This window comes from Sarcina ventriculi (genome assembly GCF_900456775.1).
Taxonomy (GTDB): Bacteria; Bacillota; Clostridia; order Clostridiales; family Clostridiaceae; genus Sarcina; species Sarcina ventriculi.
This window is the reverse complement of record NZ_UAUL01000008.1, coordinates 61,444-78,910: the sequence shown is the minus strand read 5'-3', so window position 1 is coordinate 78,910 and position 17,467 is coordinate 61,444. Positions and strand designations below refer to the sequence as shown.

15 protein-coding genes and 1 other annotated feature are annotated in these 17,467 nt (G+C 25.9%); of the genes, 7 read left to right on the top strand and 8 right to left on the bottom strand.

Annotated elements, in window-relative coordinates; genetic code table 11:
• Positions 1–35: 35 nt before the first annotated feature.
• From DR020_RS07005 to DR020_RS06995, 3 genes are all read right to left on the bottom strand, one after another.
• A complete protein-coding gene (locus DR020_RS07005; RefSeq protein ID WP_112365595.1) occupies positions 36–2,207 on the bottom strand; it encodes an MFS domain-containing histidine kinase in 2,172 nt (723 codons plus the stop codon).
• Positions 2,182–2,886 carry a response regulator transcription factor gene (locus tag DR020_RS07000; protein ID WP_112365594.1) on the bottom strand — a complete coding sequence of 235 codons (705 nt, stop codon included), beginning with the start codon at positions 2,884–2,886 and terminating at the stop codon, positions 2,182–2,184. The genes DR020_RS07005 and DR020_RS07000 overlap by 26 nt, the downstream gene beginning before the upstream one ends.
• A gap of 340 nt (positions 2,887–3,226) precedes the next feature.
• The gene (locus DR020_RS06995) at positions 3,227–4,648 is read right to left on the bottom strand and encodes a flotillin family protein (protein WP_112365593.1); all 1,422 of its coding nucleotides are present in this window, start codon (positions 4,646–4,648) and stop codon (positions 3,227–3,229) included.
• A gap of 229 nt (positions 4,649–4,877) precedes the next feature.
• Between DR020_RS06995 and DR020_RS06990 the strand changes: the two genes are divergently transcribed.
• Positions 4,878–5,723 (top strand): fused DSP-PTPase phosphatase/NAD kinase-like protein, encoded by an 846-nt coding sequence (locus DR020_RS06990; protein WP_112365592.1) that lies wholly within the window; start codon positions 4,878–4,880, stop codon positions 5,721–5,723.
• Positions 5,724–5,780: 57 nt separating this feature from the next.
• Here the strand turns inward: DR020_RS06990 and DR020_RS06985 are convergent, their stop codons facing one another.
• Positions 5,781–6,797: an alpha-hydroxy-acid oxidizing protein gene (locus DR020_RS06985; protein WP_112365591.1), complete on the bottom strand. Its 1,017-nt coding sequence runs from the start codon at positions 6,795–6,797 to the stop codon at positions 5,781–5,783.
• Between the two features lie 109 nt (positions 6,798–6,906).
• Positions 6,907–7,335 carry a DUF523 domain-containing protein gene (locus tag DR020_RS06980; RefSeq protein ID WP_058992105.1) on the bottom strand — a complete coding sequence of 143 codons (429 nt, stop codon included), beginning with the start codon at positions 7,333–7,335 and terminating at the stop codon, positions 6,907–6,909.
• A gap of 175 nt (positions 7,336–7,510) precedes the next feature.
• On the opposite strand from DR020_RS06980, the gene DR020_RS06975 reads away from it, so the two are divergent.
• Positions 7,511–7,936, top strand: a complete 426-nt coding sequence (locus DR020_RS06975; protein ID WP_055257319.1) for a hypothetical protein — start codon at positions 7,511–7,513, stop codon at positions 7,934–7,936.
• A gap of 47 nt (positions 7,937–7,983) precedes the next feature.
• Here DR020_RS06975 and DR020_RS06970 read toward each other — a convergent pair whose 3' ends face one another.
• Together DR020_RS06970 and DR020_RS06965 are read right to left on the bottom strand one after the other, a co-directional pair.
• Positions 7,984–8,730 (bottom strand): glycerophosphodiester phosphodiesterase family protein, encoded by a 747-nt coding sequence (locus tag DR020_RS06970; RefSeq protein WP_112365590.1) that lies wholly within the window; start codon positions 8,728–8,730, stop codon positions 7,984–7,986.
• Positions 8,731–8,907: 177 nt separating this feature from the next.
• Entirely contained in the window at positions 8,908–9,774 is an 867-nt protein-coding gene (locus DR020_RS06965) for a glycerophosphodiester phosphodiesterase family protein (protein WP_112365589.1), read from the bottom strand.
• Between the two features lie 199 nt (positions 9,775–9,973).
• Between DR020_RS06965 and DR020_RS06960 the strand changes: the two genes are divergently transcribed.
• The 3 genes from DR020_RS06960 to DR020_RS12240 all read left to right on the top strand — a co-directional run bounded on the left by DR020_RS06960 (position 9,974) and on the right by DR020_RS12240 (position 14,677).
• Positions 9,974–12,547: a YfhO family protein gene (locus tag DR020_RS06960; RefSeq protein ID WP_112365588.1), complete on the top strand. Its 2,574-nt coding sequence runs from the start codon at positions 9,974–9,976 to the stop codon at positions 12,545–12,547.
• 63 nt (positions 12,548–12,610) lie between these two features.
• Positions 12,611–12,876, top strand: a binding site (T-box leader).
• A 136-nt stretch (positions 12,877–13,012) separates the two neighbouring features.
• Positions 13,013–14,035 (top strand): aspartate--ammonia ligase, encoded by a 1,023-nt coding sequence (asnA, locus tag DR020_RS06955; protein WP_112365587.1) that lies wholly within the window; start codon positions 13,013–13,015, stop codon positions 14,033–14,035.
• A 228-nt stretch (positions 14,036–14,263) separates the two neighbouring features.
• The gene (locus DR020_RS12240) at positions 14,264–14,677 is read left to right on the top strand and encodes a hypothetical protein (protein ID WP_160110453.1); all 414 of its coding nucleotides are present in this window, start codon (positions 14,264–14,266) and stop codon (positions 14,675–14,677) included.
• A 4-nt stretch (positions 14,678–14,681) separates the two neighbouring features.
• On the opposite strand, the gene DR020_RS06945 is transcribed toward DR020_RS12240, so the two are convergent.
• On the bottom strand, positions 14,682–14,987 hold the full coding sequence (locus DR020_RS06945; protein WP_055257325.1) for a DUF6483 family protein: 306 nt from the start codon (positions 14,985–14,987) through the stop codon (positions 14,682–14,684).
• A gap of 231 nt (positions 14,988–15,218) precedes the next feature.
• Between DR020_RS06945 and DR020_RS06940 the strand changes: the two genes are divergently transcribed.
• Together DR020_RS06940 and DR020_RS06935 are read left to right on the top strand one after the other, a co-directional pair.
• A complete protein-coding gene (locus DR020_RS06940) occupies positions 15,219–16,895 on the top strand; it encodes an alpha-keto acid decarboxylase family protein (protein WP_112365586.1) in 1,677 nt (558 codons plus the stop codon).
• Between the two features lie 109 nt (positions 16,896–17,004).
• Positions 17,005–17,466 (top strand): MarR family transcriptional regulator, encoded by a 462-nt coding sequence (locus tag DR020_RS06935; RefSeq protein WP_112365585.1) that lies wholly within the window; start codon positions 17,005–17,007, stop codon positions 17,464–17,466.
• The last annotated feature ends 1 nt before the right edge of the window (position 17,467 follow it).

Below are 17,467 nucleotides of genomic sequence, written 5' to 3'. Positions count from 1 at the left end.
AATCGTAATTAAAACATAGCTTTTACTTTATAAAATTATTTATTAAATTTTATTATAACTTTAAATAAATCTCCGTCTAACACTATATTAAAAGTTCCACCTTGAACTTCGATAAAACTCTTTGCTATTGCAAGCCCAAGACCTGTACCCTCTGCATTTCTTGATTTATCTCCTCTTACAAATCGCTCCATTATATCTTTAGAATTAAACTTTATTTCTTCTTTTGCTATATTTTTTAAAGTTAGTTCTATATCTTTATCACTTTCATAAATATCTATATAAACTCTAGACCCTTCTAAAGAATATTTAGTTATATTAATTATTAGATTTTCAAAAACTCTAAATATTTTTTGACTATCTAAAGAATATATAATTTTATCTTTATTAAAACTAGTTTTTATCCTTAAATCTGCTTCTTTTATTTTATAATCTAATTCTAAAAGTGTTTGTTTCATAAGATAAACTAAATCTACTTTACTTAAATTTAAATTTATATTTTCGCTATTTACTTTACTTATTTCAAATAAATCTTCTATTAGATTCTGTAAACTTTGAGATTTTCTATCTAAAGTTTCTAAATATTGCTTTTTCTTTTCCTCATCCAAAGTACTATCCTTTAACAAATCCACATAGGTAATTATAGATGTTAATGGTGTTTTTAAATCATGTGATACATTAGATACAAGTTCAGTCTTCATTTTTTCACTTTTAACTTCTTTTTCTACTGCCTTTTTAAATCCTTTTTTAATTTTTTCGACCTGCTCCTTTAACGGGTTCAAAATTCCTAAATCTTCATCTATTTCTACACTTAAATTCCCATCTGCTATGGAATTTGTTAATTTTAAAAGCTTATTATATTTAATATTTATATCATCTATATATCTCTTTGCAAAACTAAATGCTATTATTGAGTATATTATTATTCCAAAAACACCAAAGAACCTAAACATCGACATTATGCTTAAAATAATAGCATTTATAACAACTACTATTATAAGTTTTTTAGTATTTTTTTCTCTTATATCTACATTATTAATAACATATTCTATAATTTTTTTTACTCCTACAAATATTTTAACTGCTATAGTATGTTCTTTTATAAAGGTTAACAGTCCTGTATTGAATATAAATTTGGTATAAGTTACAAAACTAAATAGAATATAAAAACCTATCATCCACCATAATATATTAAACGTACCTATTATTATACTATTAAATGTATAATTAGCATAAAAATTTTGAAATATAGAAATCAATACGCCTTGCATAGTATTAACAGCTAATTGACTGCCTAGCAGATAAAATATGCTCATTATACAAGTAAATCCTATAAATAATATTTCAAAAGGAATTTTTACTATTGACTTAATTCCTACTAATTTTTTTGTAAATTTATAAGGAATTATAAGAGAACAAAACACTATAAACATTGATGCAATACATAATATTATCGTTATATAATTATAGTGATAATAATTCCCTAAATCATAGTAATTTGCTATTGTACTGTCAATATCCTTTATTGCATAAATAAAATTGGTATCCTTAATATAATTTACATAATCCACGCCATCATGTGTTGTATAATTTGAAATATTAGAGTAAATTTCAGATTTATCTGTACCTTTAATCTTTGGTATACTTAAATTTCCATGAGAATCATAATTCATAACTATATAAAAATCATATTCATCATCTAATTTTTTTAACAATTCATTATCTTCATCATTACTATTTAAAATTTGCAATTCATCATTATTATTTACAACATTAATCTGTTCATCATTCTCTTTATCAACAGTTTTTTGAAAGGCGTAATATTCTATATTATTTATACCATTTAGAAGTCGATTTCCATATGAATAAATATTGCTATTCACCTCATTCTTTACCTCTTCCCATTCTCCTTCATTGCTCAAATCATTTTTAAGCAAAATATCACTTGGAGTTTTATCCTCTTCTGATTTTTTATTCTCTAATTGATAATATAACGCATAACTATCCTCTTCCAACATTTGAATAAAATTATAATGTGAAAAAATATTTATTTCTGATTTTTCTCTTCTTGCCATCTCTTTTATAAGATTGTAAGAAAGACATATTCCAACAGATATAATAACTATCAAAATTAAAACTACTAAATTTATTATTATTTTTTCTTTATCTTTACTTAATTTATCATCATTGCCTCTCAATTTTGTATCCAACGCCCCATACCACCTTTAAATATTTTGGATTTTTCGGATTTATTTCAATCTTTTCTCTTATATTTCTTATGTGAACCATTATAGTATCTGTATTAACAGCCTTTTCTTCCCAAATTCTCTCATAAATTTCATCTGATGAAAAAACTCTACCTATGTTTTTCATTAAAAGTAATAATATTTTAAATTCACTAGGTGTTACCTTTACATTTGCTCCATCTAAAATAACTTCCTTAGTTTCTTCATTAATCTCTAAACCACCAACTACATGTAATTTAGAATTCTTTTGATTTTTTTCAACCATATTTAAAAACCTTGAGTATCTTCTTAGCTGAGAATTTACCCTTGCTAAAAGTTCTAAAGGCTTAAATGGTTTAGTTATATAATCATCTGCACCTATATTAAGCCCCATTATCTTATCAATATCTTCAGATTTTGCAGATAGCATTATAACAGGAAAATAATACTCTTCTCTAAGCTTCATTGTAAAAGTTATTCCATCCATTTTAGGCATCATAACATCAACAATAGCTAAATGTATTTCATTTTCCTTAACCGCCTTAAGTCCCTCAACTCCATTTTGAGCAAGCAAAACCTTATATCCTTGGTTTAAAAGATAGGCTTCTAAAGCTATTGCTATATCCCTCTCATCTTCAACTACTAAAACACTATAATTATTCATTTAATCCCCCATATTATTATTTTTCTTTTATTTCCTTTAATTACATAATAATATATAATACCATATTTATACATGTTTGAAGTAGATGCTTTTAACTATTTATGCTTAAAAATATATTTCAATGTTATAGTTATACATTGAAATTTTAAAACTTAATAAATGTATCACACCCCTTTAATATCCTTCTTAAATATCTCTTATTAATATAATAATCGTTAATAATAAATAAAAAATATAGGTAAATCTAAAGAATTTCTAAAGATTTACCTATATTTCATTAAAATTATATATTAATCTAATACTAAAATATTAACTAACTTATATTATCTTATAATTTTATTTAAATCTCTTCTTTACAATCTATGTTGTCCTTTGCATCAATACTATTTTCCACATTATTATTTTTCAAATTTTTAACTATGTCAATCATATCTATTCCAGTTAATGAATTTATAACTTCTGGAATTTCTGATATTATACTAGTAACATTTTTAGTTATCTTTGATGCTCCTCCATCTCCTCCATTATCAATAATTATCATTTTTTCAGTTTTACCTATTGGTTCTGAAATATATTTTGCAACCTCAGGCAACTTATCTGCCAACATTTGAACTATAGCTGCCTCACCATACATTTTATATGCTTCAGCCTTTTCTTTCATGGCACTAGCTTCTGCTTTCATAGCATCTGCTGTTGCTTCACCTTTTAACCTTATAGCTTCAGCCTCTGCTAATCCTTTTATCTTTATTGATTCTGCCTCCGCCTCTGCTTGTTTTATAAGCTTATATCTGTCAGCATCTGCTTCTTGCTCTTCCTTATATTTTTCTGCTTCTGCAACTTTTTTAATATTTGCTTCAAGCTCTCTTTCCTTTTTAATTGCTTGTTGCTTAGCTATTTCTGTTTGCCTTTGTTCTTCAAAAAGCTCCGCATTTTTAAGAGCCTCTATAACTTGTTTTTGAACAGTATTTTTCTCAACTTCATAAGCGAAATCAGCTTTTGCTTGTGCCTTTTTTTCTTCTTCTTTGTAACTTTGAATCTTTAATTCTTTTTCTTTAGTAGCTCTTGCAATTTCAGTTTCTGCTTTAAGTTGAGCTTCTGTTCCTCTTTTTTTAGCTTCTGCAGTTTTTTCCATCTCTTCACGTCTTGCTTCCGCTTCTGCAATTGGTGCATTTTTCTTAACCTCTGCTATTTGCTTTGCTCCAAGTGCTGTTAAATATCCCTTTGTATCATCTATATCTCTAATAGTAAATGTTTTAATTTCAAGACCCATTTTTTGAAGATCTGATTTAGCAACATCCTCTACCTCATTTGCAAACATCTCTCTATCCTTATAAATTTCCTCAATAGACATTTTTGAAACTATCTCTCTAAGCTTTCCTTCTAAAACATCTTGAACGGTCTCTTTAATCACTTCTATGGTTTCCTTTTCTCTACCTGTATTAAATTGCTCTACAGCTGAAAGAACACCTTCTGTATCTGATTTTACTTTAATTATTGCAACACCATCTGTATCAATAGGAACACCATTTTTATCTAATGATTCATGAGTTTTAACTTCAACTTTCATATTCTCTAATGATATTCTATCGCATTGCTCAAAAAACGGAATCACAATTCCTCCTCTTCCACTTATAACCCTTCTCTTTAACCCAGTTACTACTATAGCTTTATCCTGTGGAGCTTTCTTCCATGTAGCTAAAATCAAAGCTATAATAATTATTATTGGTACCAAAAAAATTAAATATTTTTCTAAATACACCATAATTCACTCCCCCTAAAACACATCTTTATTTACAATAATACTATATAAAACTATATTTTTCTATATTTAAATATTAAAAACAAAATATAATATTGTTTTTCTTAGCTATCTCAAATATATTTTAATTCATATTATTTATAAAATAATTCTTAATAAATCATACAATTTGTATATCTAAAAGCATTATAAGAAAAACTAACAATAATACTAAACTATATAGGAGAATATTATGAAAAAATTTTTAAAATACTTATCTACCTTTATAATAATATCAACATTTTTTTCTTGCTTTTCCAATATTACATTTGCTAAAACGAATAATATATCTGAACCTTTAAAGATAATAGATACTGATTCTAAAAAAAGTTTACCTGCTAATTATAGGAACATAAAAAATTTAAATATATCAGGAAGTGCCCAATTTACCCCTAAACAAGTTAATCACATAATAAAAGATATTAATGCTAAAGATATTTTATTTGTGGATTTAAGACAGGAATCTCATGGCTTTATAAATAACCTAGCTTTTAGTTACTTTGGCAATTCAGATATTCTAAATTGTGGATTAAATACTACAAATGTTTTAAAGAATGAAAAAATCCTCTTATCCTCTGTACCTATCAACACTAATGTTACTATCTATAAAAAAACTGGCGAAATATATAAAATCATAAAATCTAAAACTGTATTTGATGAAGAAACTTTAATAACAAACTCCAACTCTACTTATCTAAGACTTCCTGTTAAAGATGAAGGTATTCCATCTTTAGAAATAGTTGATAATTTTGTTAGCCTTATAAAAGATAAATCGAAAAATTTACATATTCACTTTCATTGTGCTCACGGAATAGGTAGAACAACCCAATTTATGGTTCTTTATCAAATTATGAATAATGATGATAATTTATCATTAAAAGAAATATTAGAATATCAAATAAAAAAAGGCGGAGCAGATTTAACAAACCTTAAAGAGCGTGCTGAATTTTTGAATAACTTTTATAAATACGTCGAAGAAAACAAAGAAAATAATTATAAAATTCCTTATTCTACATGGACTACTAATAATAATTTATAAAACATAAAAAGATTAATTACATCTCAAAATAAGACTGTAATTAATCTTTTATTTTTACTATTTTTTATATATAACTTTTTCATCTATCTCAGAAATTGTATTGCATCCTGTAAGTATCATAGCTGATTTCAATTCACTTTGAAGTGAGGCTACATATTCTTTTACCCCTTCTTTTCCATTTGCAAATGCTGCTGTTACAAAAGGTCGTCCTATTAAAACGCCATCAGCTCCAAGTGCTAAGCATTTTAATACATCCACTCCACTTCTAATTCCTCCATCCACTAAAATCTTAATTTTTCCTTTTACCTCTCTAGCTATTTTAGGCAAAACTTCAACTGTTCCAGGTGTTTGATCTAAAACACGTCCTCCATGATTTGACACAACAATAGCATCCATTCCAGCTTCTACCGCAAACTTAGCATCTTCTACTGTCATTATTCCTTTTAATATAAATGGAACATTAGTACTTGCCTTAAGCTCTTTAAGTTCTTCAACAGTTTTAGGTTCTACATCTTTCCCATGAAGTGCCATAGTTAAAAGCCCTGCACCGTCTATATCAATTCCCATAGCAAAAACATTGACTTTTTTGGACATATTTATCTTTTCAATTATAACATTATTTTTTCTTGGCTTAATAAATACTATACCTTGTCCATTATGTTGCTTTAATATCTCTAAATTCGTAACTAAACATTCATCTATGGCGGTATCTCCGACCATTGGATAAATCCCACAATCCAAACATCCTTCAATAACAGATATTATATATTCCTCCTCTGAAACTATTCCTCCCATATTAAGGGATGTCGCAGTTATTGGAGCTGCAAATATTGGTACACTCATTTTTTTCCCAAACAATTCTGTTTCAGTATTTGGATTTTTAGCGTTATGTATAACTCTCATATTTATTTTTATATCATTTAATGCCTTCACATTTTCCTTAAAAGAATCTCCTGTTCCTTTTCCACCAACTCCTGGAACCTCACCTGCACAAGCTACTCCATTACAAACTTTGCATACTCTACAAGTTCCATTATATAATTCTCTTGCTTTTTTTATTTGTTCTTCTTTCATTTTAATACCACTCCTAAACTATTAAATATTAATCTTATTATATCAAATTTAATTATAATTTTAGTTTTTTCTATTTATAAAACTCATAATTTTCCTTTTTAATCATTCCTTAAATTTCATCTTCTGTAAACACTTCTATATTATTTTCTTTTAAAAGTTTAGTAGTTATACCATCCCCTACTACTAACGTAGATGTAAAGGAACCATCATATATTAAACCATTTCCACAAGAAGGACTTTTTGCTTTTAAAATAGCCTTTTTTACATTATTACTTTTTGCTATCTTTAATACTTCATTAGCACCATTTAAAAATTTTTTTGTTAAATTTTTACCTTCTTTATTTATTATTTCAATATCTCCATTCTCTTTTTGAATTAATTCACAAGGAATTCTTGGAGTGCCTAAACCAGCTAATTCCTCAGGGCATACCATAATAAATTTTTTATTCTTTAAAAATTCTATAACCTTTTTATTTTTATTATTGCCACCATTATATTTGCAATTAATCCCTAAAAGACAAGCACTTACTAAAAACATCCATTATCACCTCTTAAAATTTATGTCTACATAGAATATAAAAATACAATAAACACAAAATATTATTACACAATGCTTAAATATCTTAAATAAGTTTTATATTTTCTAACAAATGTTTCTAGTTTATTTAAATAAGCATTGAAATAAAAATATAAGTTTAGGGGTGTTTAAAATTATGAAAAAGAACAATATGAATGAAATAAAAAATAATCTAAACAACATGAAACAAGATATAAAAGATAGCTCTAGGTTAATAAAAAATCAAATGCAAAACTCAGCTCAAAATATTAAAAATAATACAGCTAACGCTATGACACACATAAAAAACGGTGCCTCTGCCGCTAAGCATGATATTACAGAAGGAATTAAAGAATTTAGTAGTAATACTGCCGAAGGAGTTAAAGATTTTACTAGTGAAGTAAAAAAAATCTTTAATTCAAAAGAAAATCAATATAATAATTCAATAACTAACAATATAAAAAATACTTCTATGCCAAACCAACATCAACAACCTACAGCTACACATAGTGACAACAACTTTTCATTAAATAAAAATGAAAATTCTATAACTAGCCAAACTAATAACAACTCTATGCAATAATTTTTTACACTATATGGATTGTGATTTATTTTTACAATCCATATATTCTATTTTCTAGGAACAAAGCTATCAAATATATAACCATCTGCACATATCTTAGCCTTACTAAGCTCATTTTCATTTTTAATAGTCCAAACAAGTATAGGAGTTTTAAAAATTTTTTTACTAAATGATACCATAAAATTAGGCAATCCTTTTAATTCATAAGAAATATAATCTGGTTTACTCTTAAAATCAAGTAAAAGATTTGCTAAAATAAATTTTTCGTATCCTTTAAATCCTACATAATTTTTTGGACTTGCAGACAATTGTCCCCTTATAATTTGTGGTTGATTTTTAACATACCAATTCAATATAAATGGATCAAAGGATTGTATAGCATATTTACCTTTATATTTTTTTAAAAGCAAAAATGTTTCCTCTGCTAATTTTTCACTTTGATTTCCATGCTTAATTTCAACTATTAATGGTACCTTTCCATCTATTTTTTTTAAAACATCTTCAAAAAGCGGAATAGTTTTTTCTGTATTACTAAGTTTTAAAGTTTTTAGTTCTCTATACTCTACATCACATACATTCCTATTATCTCCTGTAACACGTTTTAAATTATCATCATGAAAAACTACTAATTTTTCATCCTTTGAAAATTGGACATCAAGTTCTATTCCATATCCATATTTTATTGCATTATCAAAAGCTTCCATAGAATTTTCAGGGAATTCTTTATTAAATAATCCCCTATGCGCAAAATATCCATTTAAAAGCCAAGTCATATCTTTTTTTAATAATTTCATCTTAATTCTCCTAAAATATAATGTGCTATTCACTAAAGAATATTTTATTTGTAAACTTATAAAATTTTTTAATTATATTTTATCACAACATTTAATTGATAATAATTTTTATCATAAAATTCACTTTAAATATGGTGTTATTTTACTAATAAAATAATCTCCATTCCAAATTTCTATTTAATTATTTACAGGAACAAAACTGTCAAATATATATCCATCTGCCAAATCCTTTATATTTTCTAATTCATCATTATTTCTTATTGTCCAAGACAATATAGGAACTCTTAGAATTCTAAATATTTTTATCGCTAAATTATCTACATCATAACTATCTATAGATAAGAAATCCACCTTGTATTCTAAAAAAAATTTTTTAAAATCCAAAACTAAATTCTCACAATGTCTAAACGTTTCTATCCCTGTGTACTTTCCTATTAATTGCCCTGTTAATACATTACATCCCTTATTTTCTTTAAACCATTTTAACACGCATGTATCAAAAGATTGTATAGCATATTTTCCATTATAATTTTCAAGCAAATCAGCTACACTCGCCCCAAGTTCTAAAATATTACTGCAATTTTTTATTTCAATCAAAAGAGGAACATCTCCATTTACTATATTTAAAACTTCTTCTAAAAGTGGGATTTTTTCCTTACTATTTAAAAGATTTAAACTTTCTAATTCCTCATATGTTACATCTTCTACTTTTCTTAAATCTTTTGTAAGTCTTTCTAATGTATAATCATGAAACACGATAACCTTTTTGTCCTTTGTAAACTGAACATCTAATTCTATTGCGAAACCATTTTTTATCGCATTTTTAAAAGCTTTAATAGAATTTTCAGGTAAATCATCATTGTTAAAAAGTCCTCTATGAGCAAAATAACAATTTCTAAGCCAAAGCACTTTTTCTTCTCTTCTCATTATAGTAAAGACAGTAAAAAATAAAAAATATATTAAAGTAATTATAGCCACTATTTTAAATAGCTTTTTTCTAACTTTACTTTTAAAATTTATGACCTTTATAACATTTTTTCTCATATTATATTAACCTACAATTTCAAACTAAATTATTTATAATTATTAACATATTATATAAATTTTAATAATGAAATAAGTTTATATTCTTTCTTAAAATTCGATGAATTTTTCCATACTCTTTTGCAATTTTATTGATAAATAAGTATAATTTAAAGATAGTTTATTATAAAAATTTAATTATTCTTGAAAGGATTAAAACATGGTTAATAATAAAAACACAAAACTTTATTTATTATTAAGCTTCGTTATTCCTCCTATTATACTTTTTATTGCCTTATCTTTTGCTAATATAGGCCCTTTAGGTAAAGAAAGTATTTTAGTTGGCGATATGTATAAAATATATGCTAAGTTTTATACTGGTTATCAGGATATGTTTAGAACTGGTAATTTTGTTCAAATATTTTATACATGGAAAATAGGTCTCGGCCAAAGCTTTGTAGGAAATTTTGCTTACTTTTTAGCAAGTCCATTTTCATTAATTGTACTTTTATTTCCAAGTAGCATGATGTCTACTGCATTATTGGTTATGACTCTTGTAAAGGTAGCTTTTGAAGGATTAACTTTCTCTCTTTACATAAAATATGTACATAAAAATATAAACATATTTACTGTAATGTTTGCAGTTATGTATTCACTTATGTGCTATGTAATAGTATATTTTTTAAACATTATGTGGCTTGATGCACTCATTTTTATGCCATTAATTTTAATTGGAGTACATAAAATCATAGAAACTAAAAAAATTAGATTCTTTATTATTTTCTTAACAATAATGTTTATATCTAATTTTTACTTATCTTATATGATAGGAATTTTTACTTTTATATATTTTATAGCTATATACATAAATAGAGACGATACATCTAAAAAAGGTTTTAAGAATTTTCTTAGATACTTTTTAAAATTTATGTTAGGAGCAATAATAGCTGCACTTATATCTTGTATTTTATTAATACCTGCTTACTTTTCTCTTAAAAATGGTGGAGGACTTGAATCTAATCCTATTATAAATACCTTTAGATTTAGTACATTTGCGGAAAAGTTATTTTTAGGAACTTATGATGAAATATCCTTTGGCGCTCCTAATATTTATTGTGGGCTTATCCCCCTTATTTTAGTAATACCATTTTTCTTAAATAAAAAAATATCTTATAAAGAAAAATTAACTTACTTTATAATACTAGCTATATTTATACTTAGTTTTTCTACGCCTATTATAAATTTTGCTTGGCATTGTTTTAATAGTCCTGTTTGGTATATGTTTAGGTACTCGTTTATATTTTCTTTTGTGGTGTTAATTATAGCGTACAAAGCTTTTATAAATATAGAATATACAACAAATAAAGTTATCATTATATCTTGTGCAATATTGCTTAGCATGCTCATTGGTATATTTTTTATATATGATGACAGCTTGATAATTCTTATAAATATTGTTTTTATAATTATATATATGTTTTTATTGTTGCTTTATAAAAACAAGAACCATTTATCAAAACCTGATATAATTATAATTTCAGCTCTTATATTTGTTGCTGTTTTATGTGAAACTACTATAGCTTGTAGATGCTACTTAGTTGATGTACATAGGGAAGTTGGCTCTTATAAAAGTGACACTTACAGTGATTTAATTAAGTACAGAGATGATGTTTCTTATTTAAATAATCTAAATAATAATGAATTTTTTAGAACAACTACAAATACTACTGATTTAAATACAGGTATGGCTCTTAATGCAAATGGTTTATCTATAAGCACAACTTTTTCTAATCAAGGATTAAACAAATTTCTAACAAATGATTTTGGTGTTCAAAATGATAACTCATATACAACACTTATGCACTGGAATAGTAATCTTTTATTAGATTCTGTTTTAAATATGAAATATGTTTTATCTAATGATTATTTAGGGTCATCTTACATAAAACTAAATAGCCCAGTTGGAGTTATAAATGAAAATCCTTATGCTCTTTCTTTAGGTTTTGTGGTAAGCGATTATACATTAAATAATAGCCTAACCTTTACTAATAATTATTTAGAAAATGATAATATACTTTTAAATGCTTTTGAAGGAATAAATCTTTCAAATCCTAACTTTATAAATTATATGTCACCTATTACTAATTATTCACTTGAACTGAATAATCTAGCTAAATACAATGATAAGATGGTTACGGATATAAATCCTAATAAATCAAGCAACATTATAATAAAATATACAGCTCCTTACAGCGGAGAATTTTATTTAAATATTCCAAACTCGGATAAATTAACATCATATGTTTATGCTAACAACAAATATCTAGGTGATTATGGTAGTTTCTTTTGCAGGAGTGTTTTAGACCTTGGATATCTAAAAAAAGGTCAGGAAATGACACTTGCCATAGACTTTAATCAAGATGTAGATTTTAATCTTGATAGTATAGAATTATATGGTCTTAATTTAGAAACATTTAACAAAACAATATCAACACTAAAAAAACAAGAAATTCAAAACTTAAAAGTTACTAATACCACAGTTAGCGGAAATGTAACTGCATCAAATGATAATCAAGCTTTATTTTTATCAATTCCTTATGATACTAGTTGGAAAGCTTATATTAACGGAAAACAAGTAAAAACTTATAATTTCAATTACTTAACTGAAATTCGTCTTCAAAAAGGAACACAAAATATTTTACTTAAATTTGTTCCTCAAGGCATTTATTTAGGGATAATTTCATGTATTATAGGTTTGGTACTTCTATTTATTATTATTATTTTTGAAAATTAGTATTATAAAATTTATTGACAAATTTATTTATTAAAGATATATTGTATATAATAATTTTAAAACGTAAAAATATTGATGGGAAGAGTAATTTAAGTTATAAACCTTTTAAGCGAGTGAGGGATGGTGTAAGCCTCATAAAGGCAACTTTTATGAAGAACATCCTTGAATTTCTAACCGAAATCTCTCCATTAGATAGTAGGCTTAGACGGTGTCTTACCGTTAAAAAAGAGATATATTGAATAATTACATTTCTTTCAATATTGTTTAAGAGAGCTTTTTAGCTAATTTAGGTGGTACCGCGGAAAACTTTTAGACCTTTCGTCCTATTATATAGGATGAATAGGTCTTTTTTAATTTCCACATAAAATAATATTGTAAAAGCATAATTATTGTTATATTTGCAATAAATAGAATATAAAAATATATTTAAGATTTAATAATTAAACATTTTAAAGGAGATAATTTATGAAACAACAAACAACATCAAAAGTATTTATTCCTGATAGTTATGTACAAACTTTATCATTAAAAGAAACAGAAATCGCAATAAAAAAGGTTAAAGATTTTTTTGAAAATTCTTTATCTAAAGCTTTAAATTTAACTAGAGTATCAGCTCCACTATTTTTACCATACGGTTCTGGACTTAATGACAACTTAAACGGTGTAGAACGCCCTGTTTTATTTGATATTAAGGCTACCAAAAGTGATGTTGAAATAATTCATTCTTTAGCTAAGTGGAAAAGACTTGCGCTTAAAAGATATGATTTTAAAACATATGAAGGCTTATATACAGATATGAACGCTATAAGACGTGATGAAGATTTAGATAACCTTCATTCAATATACGTTGACCAATGGGATTGGGAAAAAATAATAACTAACGAAGATAGAAATTTATCTTATTTAAAAGATAGCGTTAAAGCTATATATAAAGTTTTTAAAGATACAGAAAATTATGTAGCTACACTTTATCCCCATATAGAAAAAATATTGCCAGAAGAAATAACATTTATAACGACTGAAGAACTTTATAATATGTATCCTAATTTATCACCTAAAGAACGAGAAAATGCTATTTGCAGAGAAAAAAAAGCTGTATTTTTAATAGGTATTGGAGACACTCTAACATCTGGTTATAAGCATGATGATAGAAGCCCTGATTATGATGATTGGAATTTAAATGGAGATATTCTTTTTTATTATCCAGTTTTAGACAAGGCTTTTGAACTATCATCTATGGGAATAAGAGTAGATAAAAGCACTCTTTTATCTCAATTAAAAAAAGCTAATTGTGAGGATAGAGCTAATCTTGAATTTCACAGTCTTCTTTTAAATGATAAGCTACCTCAAACATTAGGTGGAGGTATCGGACAATCTAGAATATGTATGTTTTTCTTAAGAAAAGCACATATCGGAGAAGTTCAAGCAACTGTCTGGGATGATTTCACTTTAGAAAAATGCTCACAAAATAACATTAAACTGCTTTAAAATATATTTATCTTTTATAAAATGCTGATTTTAGAAAGAATAAAAGCATTAATAAAATACTTTAATATTTAATTCAATCTCTCTAAAATCAACATTTATTTTAGATACCCCTTAAATTAAATGGTAACTTAAATTACCGTTTTTTTTTTTTTTAAGTTTTATAATTAACTCATGTTAAATAGAAATTACATTGATTAAATATAAAAACTAAAAAAAGGAGTACTAATTATGAACAGTAATTTGTCATTAATGAATAATAAACTAAATAATCCATCTGAAAGCACAACTCTTATGCAATGGCCAATACAAATTAAACTTATAGGAACTATAAACCCCAAATTTGATAATTGCGATCTTTTAATCGCAGCTGATTGTACAGCATATGCTTATGCTAACATACATAATGAGTTTATAAAGGGTAAAGTTACTCTTATTGGCTGCCCTAAATTAGATGCAGTTGATTATTCTGAAAAACTTACAGAAATACTTACTAAAAATACTATAAAATCTATAACAGTTCTACGAATGGAAGTTCCATGCTGTGCTAACATGGTTAATGTAGTGAAAAAAGCCATAGAAAACAGCACTAAAAATATCCCATTAAAAGTATCTATTGTTTCAGTTGATGGAAAACTTAAATAACTTTTTACTTATTCATGGCTTTAAAGATTTTTTTAAAATCTTTTAAGCCATCTTCTATTTCTTCTCTTGTGAAATTTGCTTTTAATAATTCTTCATCTTCTTTCTCATTTAATGTTTCATAAAACCAAGTTCCTATATTAAAAACTCTTGGTGTAATATTTTTTTTAGCTTCTTCAAAAAGAAAGTTTTCTCCTTCATTAAACTTTCCCTCTGCTACTAATTTTTTTAAAACAATATATATCATATCATCCCCAGATAAACTCTCAAAATCTAAGAATTTATCTTGTTTTTGTTTATAAAAAAGACCCATCTTTTTCACTTCCTTTTAATTTTTATTACATAAAAATATTTTATACAAAACCTTTATTTTATTCAAATAGTAATTATAATTTTTAGGTCAACATTGTTGACTATTATAATCGATATTGCTATAATTTAAACTGAATTAAATTTTGTCCAATATATAAAATATGAAATTTAAACTTATTTTTATTGCATATAAGATAAGTTAACGCATAAAACTACAAAATGGGGTGTTAATATGACAAAAAAAATAACAGTTGGAAATTATTTAATAAAAAGACTAAAAGAATTAGGAATTAAAGATGTCTTTGGTGTCCCAGGTGATTATAATCTTCTATTTTTAGATCAAATAGATGATGCTGAAAACCTAAATTGGATAGGAAATTGTAACGAATTAAACGCTTCTTATGCAGCTGATGGTTATGCAAGAATAAATGGAATGGGAGCATTAGTTACAACTTTTGGTGTAGGAGAACTTAGTGCCATAAATGGAATAGCAGGTTCTTATGCGGAACATGTTCCTGTTATAAAAATTGTCGGAATGCCTTCTACTACAGTTATGAATAATAAAAAACTAGTTCATCACACTCTAGGTGAAGGAATATTTAATAATTTTTCTGAAGCCTTTAAACAAGTTACTGTTGGAACTTGTATATTAGATGACCTAGATAAAGCTTCTAAAGAGATAGATTCTATTCTTTGCAAATGTTATTATGAAAAAAAGCCAGTTTATATAGGTCTTCCTATCGACATTAGTGGTACTGAAATTTTAGATAATGATTCTCCACTTTCTCTTAGCAAATTTGAAAGCGATAAAAAAACTCTAGAAAAATTCACTGAAAACTTACTTAATAAAATTAATAATGCTAAATTTCCTATGATTTTAACTGATTTTGAAGTTAATAGATATGGTCTAAACAATGAACTTTTAAATTTTATTGAAAAATCAGGTTTACCTGTTGCCTCTTTAGGACTTGGAAAAGGAGTTATAGATGAAACTCATTCCCAATTTATCGGAACATACAATGGAACTTTAAGCAATGATTACATAAAATCTATAGTTGAAAAAGCTGATTGCTTTATACTTATTGGAGTAAAACTTACAGATTCAATTACTGCTGGATTTAGCTTCATTCATAATCTAAACGATATTGATATAATAAATATTCATCCACTATTTTCAACTCTTGATAATAAAACCTTTAGTAATATTTACATGAAAGACATATTAACAAAATTAGCATCTAATGTTGCATCTAGAAATTTTAAAAAGGAAAATATTAATATCGAAGAAGATGTTCCTTGTGACGAATTAAATTCTAGTGAAATCTTAACTCAAAAATCTTTCTTTAACAAGATTAATAATTTTATTAAACCTAATGATGTACTATTGGCTGAACAAGGAACTTCATTTTTTGGAGCTTGTACATTAAATCTTAAGGAAAATTGTATGTTTGTTGGACAACCTCTTTGGGGTTCAATTGGATACACTTTAGGTGCACTACTTGGAACTCAAATAGCTGATAAAACTCGCCGTAATATTCTCTTAATAGGCGATGGATCATTCCAATTGACTGCGCAAGAACTATCAACTATACTATACAATAACTTAAACCCTATTTTGTTTATTATAAATAATGATGGATATACTGTTGAAAGATATATACATGGGGCAAATAGGCACTATAATGATATAAATATGTGGGATTATAAATCACTTCCTCAAGTATTTAATGGTTCTTCTAAAAGTGTATCATTTAAGGTTACAAGTGCTAAAGAATTAGATACTGTTTTAAACAAAATAAATAACATAAAAGATAAACTTGTATTGGTTGAAGTAGTTATGGGAAAAATGGACGCACCAAAATTATTAAAGAATTTATCAGAGAAATTTTCTAAGCAAAATCAATATTAAAATATAAAATAACAAAAATAGTTGTAAAATTTATAAACCCCATTTATCATATAAGTGGGGCTATATTACTTTTAATAATTATTTATTATGTGAATTTTAGGAGAAAATAATGAATAATAATGATTTAGATGATTTATTAGTTTTATTCTATTACGGATATAAAACATTCACAAGCGAACCAGATAGAATTTTAGAAAAATATAAAATACAAAGAACTCATCATAGGATTTTATTTTTTATAAATAAATTTCCTGGAATTAGTGTTAATAAACTTTTAAAACTTTTAGATATAAGCAAGCAAGCCCTTCAAACCCCTTTAAAACAACTTATTGATATGAATCTTGTCGAAAGCTCTAAATCTGAAAAAGACCAAAGAATAAAAGAACTTCGTCTAACCTCTTCTGGAACTAAACTTGCTAACGAATTAACAAAAGTACAAAATAAAAAAATGAATGCTATCTTTAACTCTTTAGGTGATGAATATAAAGAGAATTGGAAAACTGTTATGAAAAAATTAGCTTCTGATATAGATGGATATTCTATATGGAAAAAAAATACATATAAACATTAGA

Coding starts and splice junctions, on each gene's coding strand:
- asnA (WP_112365587.1), top strand. CDS start 13,013: ATGAAACAACAAACAACATCAAAAGTATTTATTCCTGATAGTTATGTA.
- DR020_RS06975 (WP_055257319.1), top strand. CDS start 7,511: ATGAAAAAGAACAATATGAATGAAATAAAAAATAATCTAAACAACATG.
- DR020_RS07000 (WP_112365594.1), bottom strand. CDS start 2,886: ATGAATAATTATAGTGTTTTAGTAGTTGAAGATGAGAGGGATATAGCA.
- DR020_RS06960 (WP_112365588.1), top strand. CDS start 9,974: ATGGTTAATAATAAAAACACAAAACTTTATTTATTATTAAGCTTCGTT.
- DR020_RS06935 (WP_112365585.1), top strand. CDS start 17,005: ATGAATAATAATGATTTAGATGATTTATTAGTTTTATTCTATTACGGA.
- DR020_RS12240 (WP_160110453.1), top strand. CDS start 14,264: ATGAACAGTAATTTGTCATTAATGAATAATAAACTAAATAATCCATCT.
- DR020_RS06970 (WP_112365590.1), bottom strand. CDS start 8,730: ATGAAATTATTAAAAAAAGATATGACTTGGCTTTTAAATGGATATTTT.
- DR020_RS06945 (WP_055257325.1), bottom strand. CDS start 14,987: ATGGGTCTTTTTTATAAACAAAAACAAGATAAATTCTTAGATTTTGAG.
- DR020_RS06980 (WP_058992105.1), bottom strand. CDS start 7,335: ATGTTTTTAGTAAGTGCTTGTCTTTTAGGGATTAATTGCAAATATAAT.
- DR020_RS06995 (WP_112365593.1), bottom strand. CDS start 4,648: ATGGTGTATTTAGAAAAATATTTAATTTTTTTGGTACCAATAATAATT.
- DR020_RS06965 (WP_112365589.1), bottom strand. CDS start 9,774: ATGAGAAAAAATGTTATAAAGGTCATAAATTTTAAAAGTAAAGTTAGA.
- DR020_RS06990 (WP_112365592.1), top strand. CDS start 4,878: ATGAAAAAATTTTTAAAATACTTATCTACCTTTATAATAATATCAACA.
- DR020_RS06940 (WP_112365586.1), top strand. CDS start 15,219: ATGACAAAAAAAATAACAGTTGGAAATTATTTAATAAAAAGACTAAAA.
- DR020_RS06985 (WP_112365591.1), bottom strand. CDS start 6,797: ATGAAAGAAGAACAAATAAAAAAAGCAAGAGAATTATATAATGGAACT.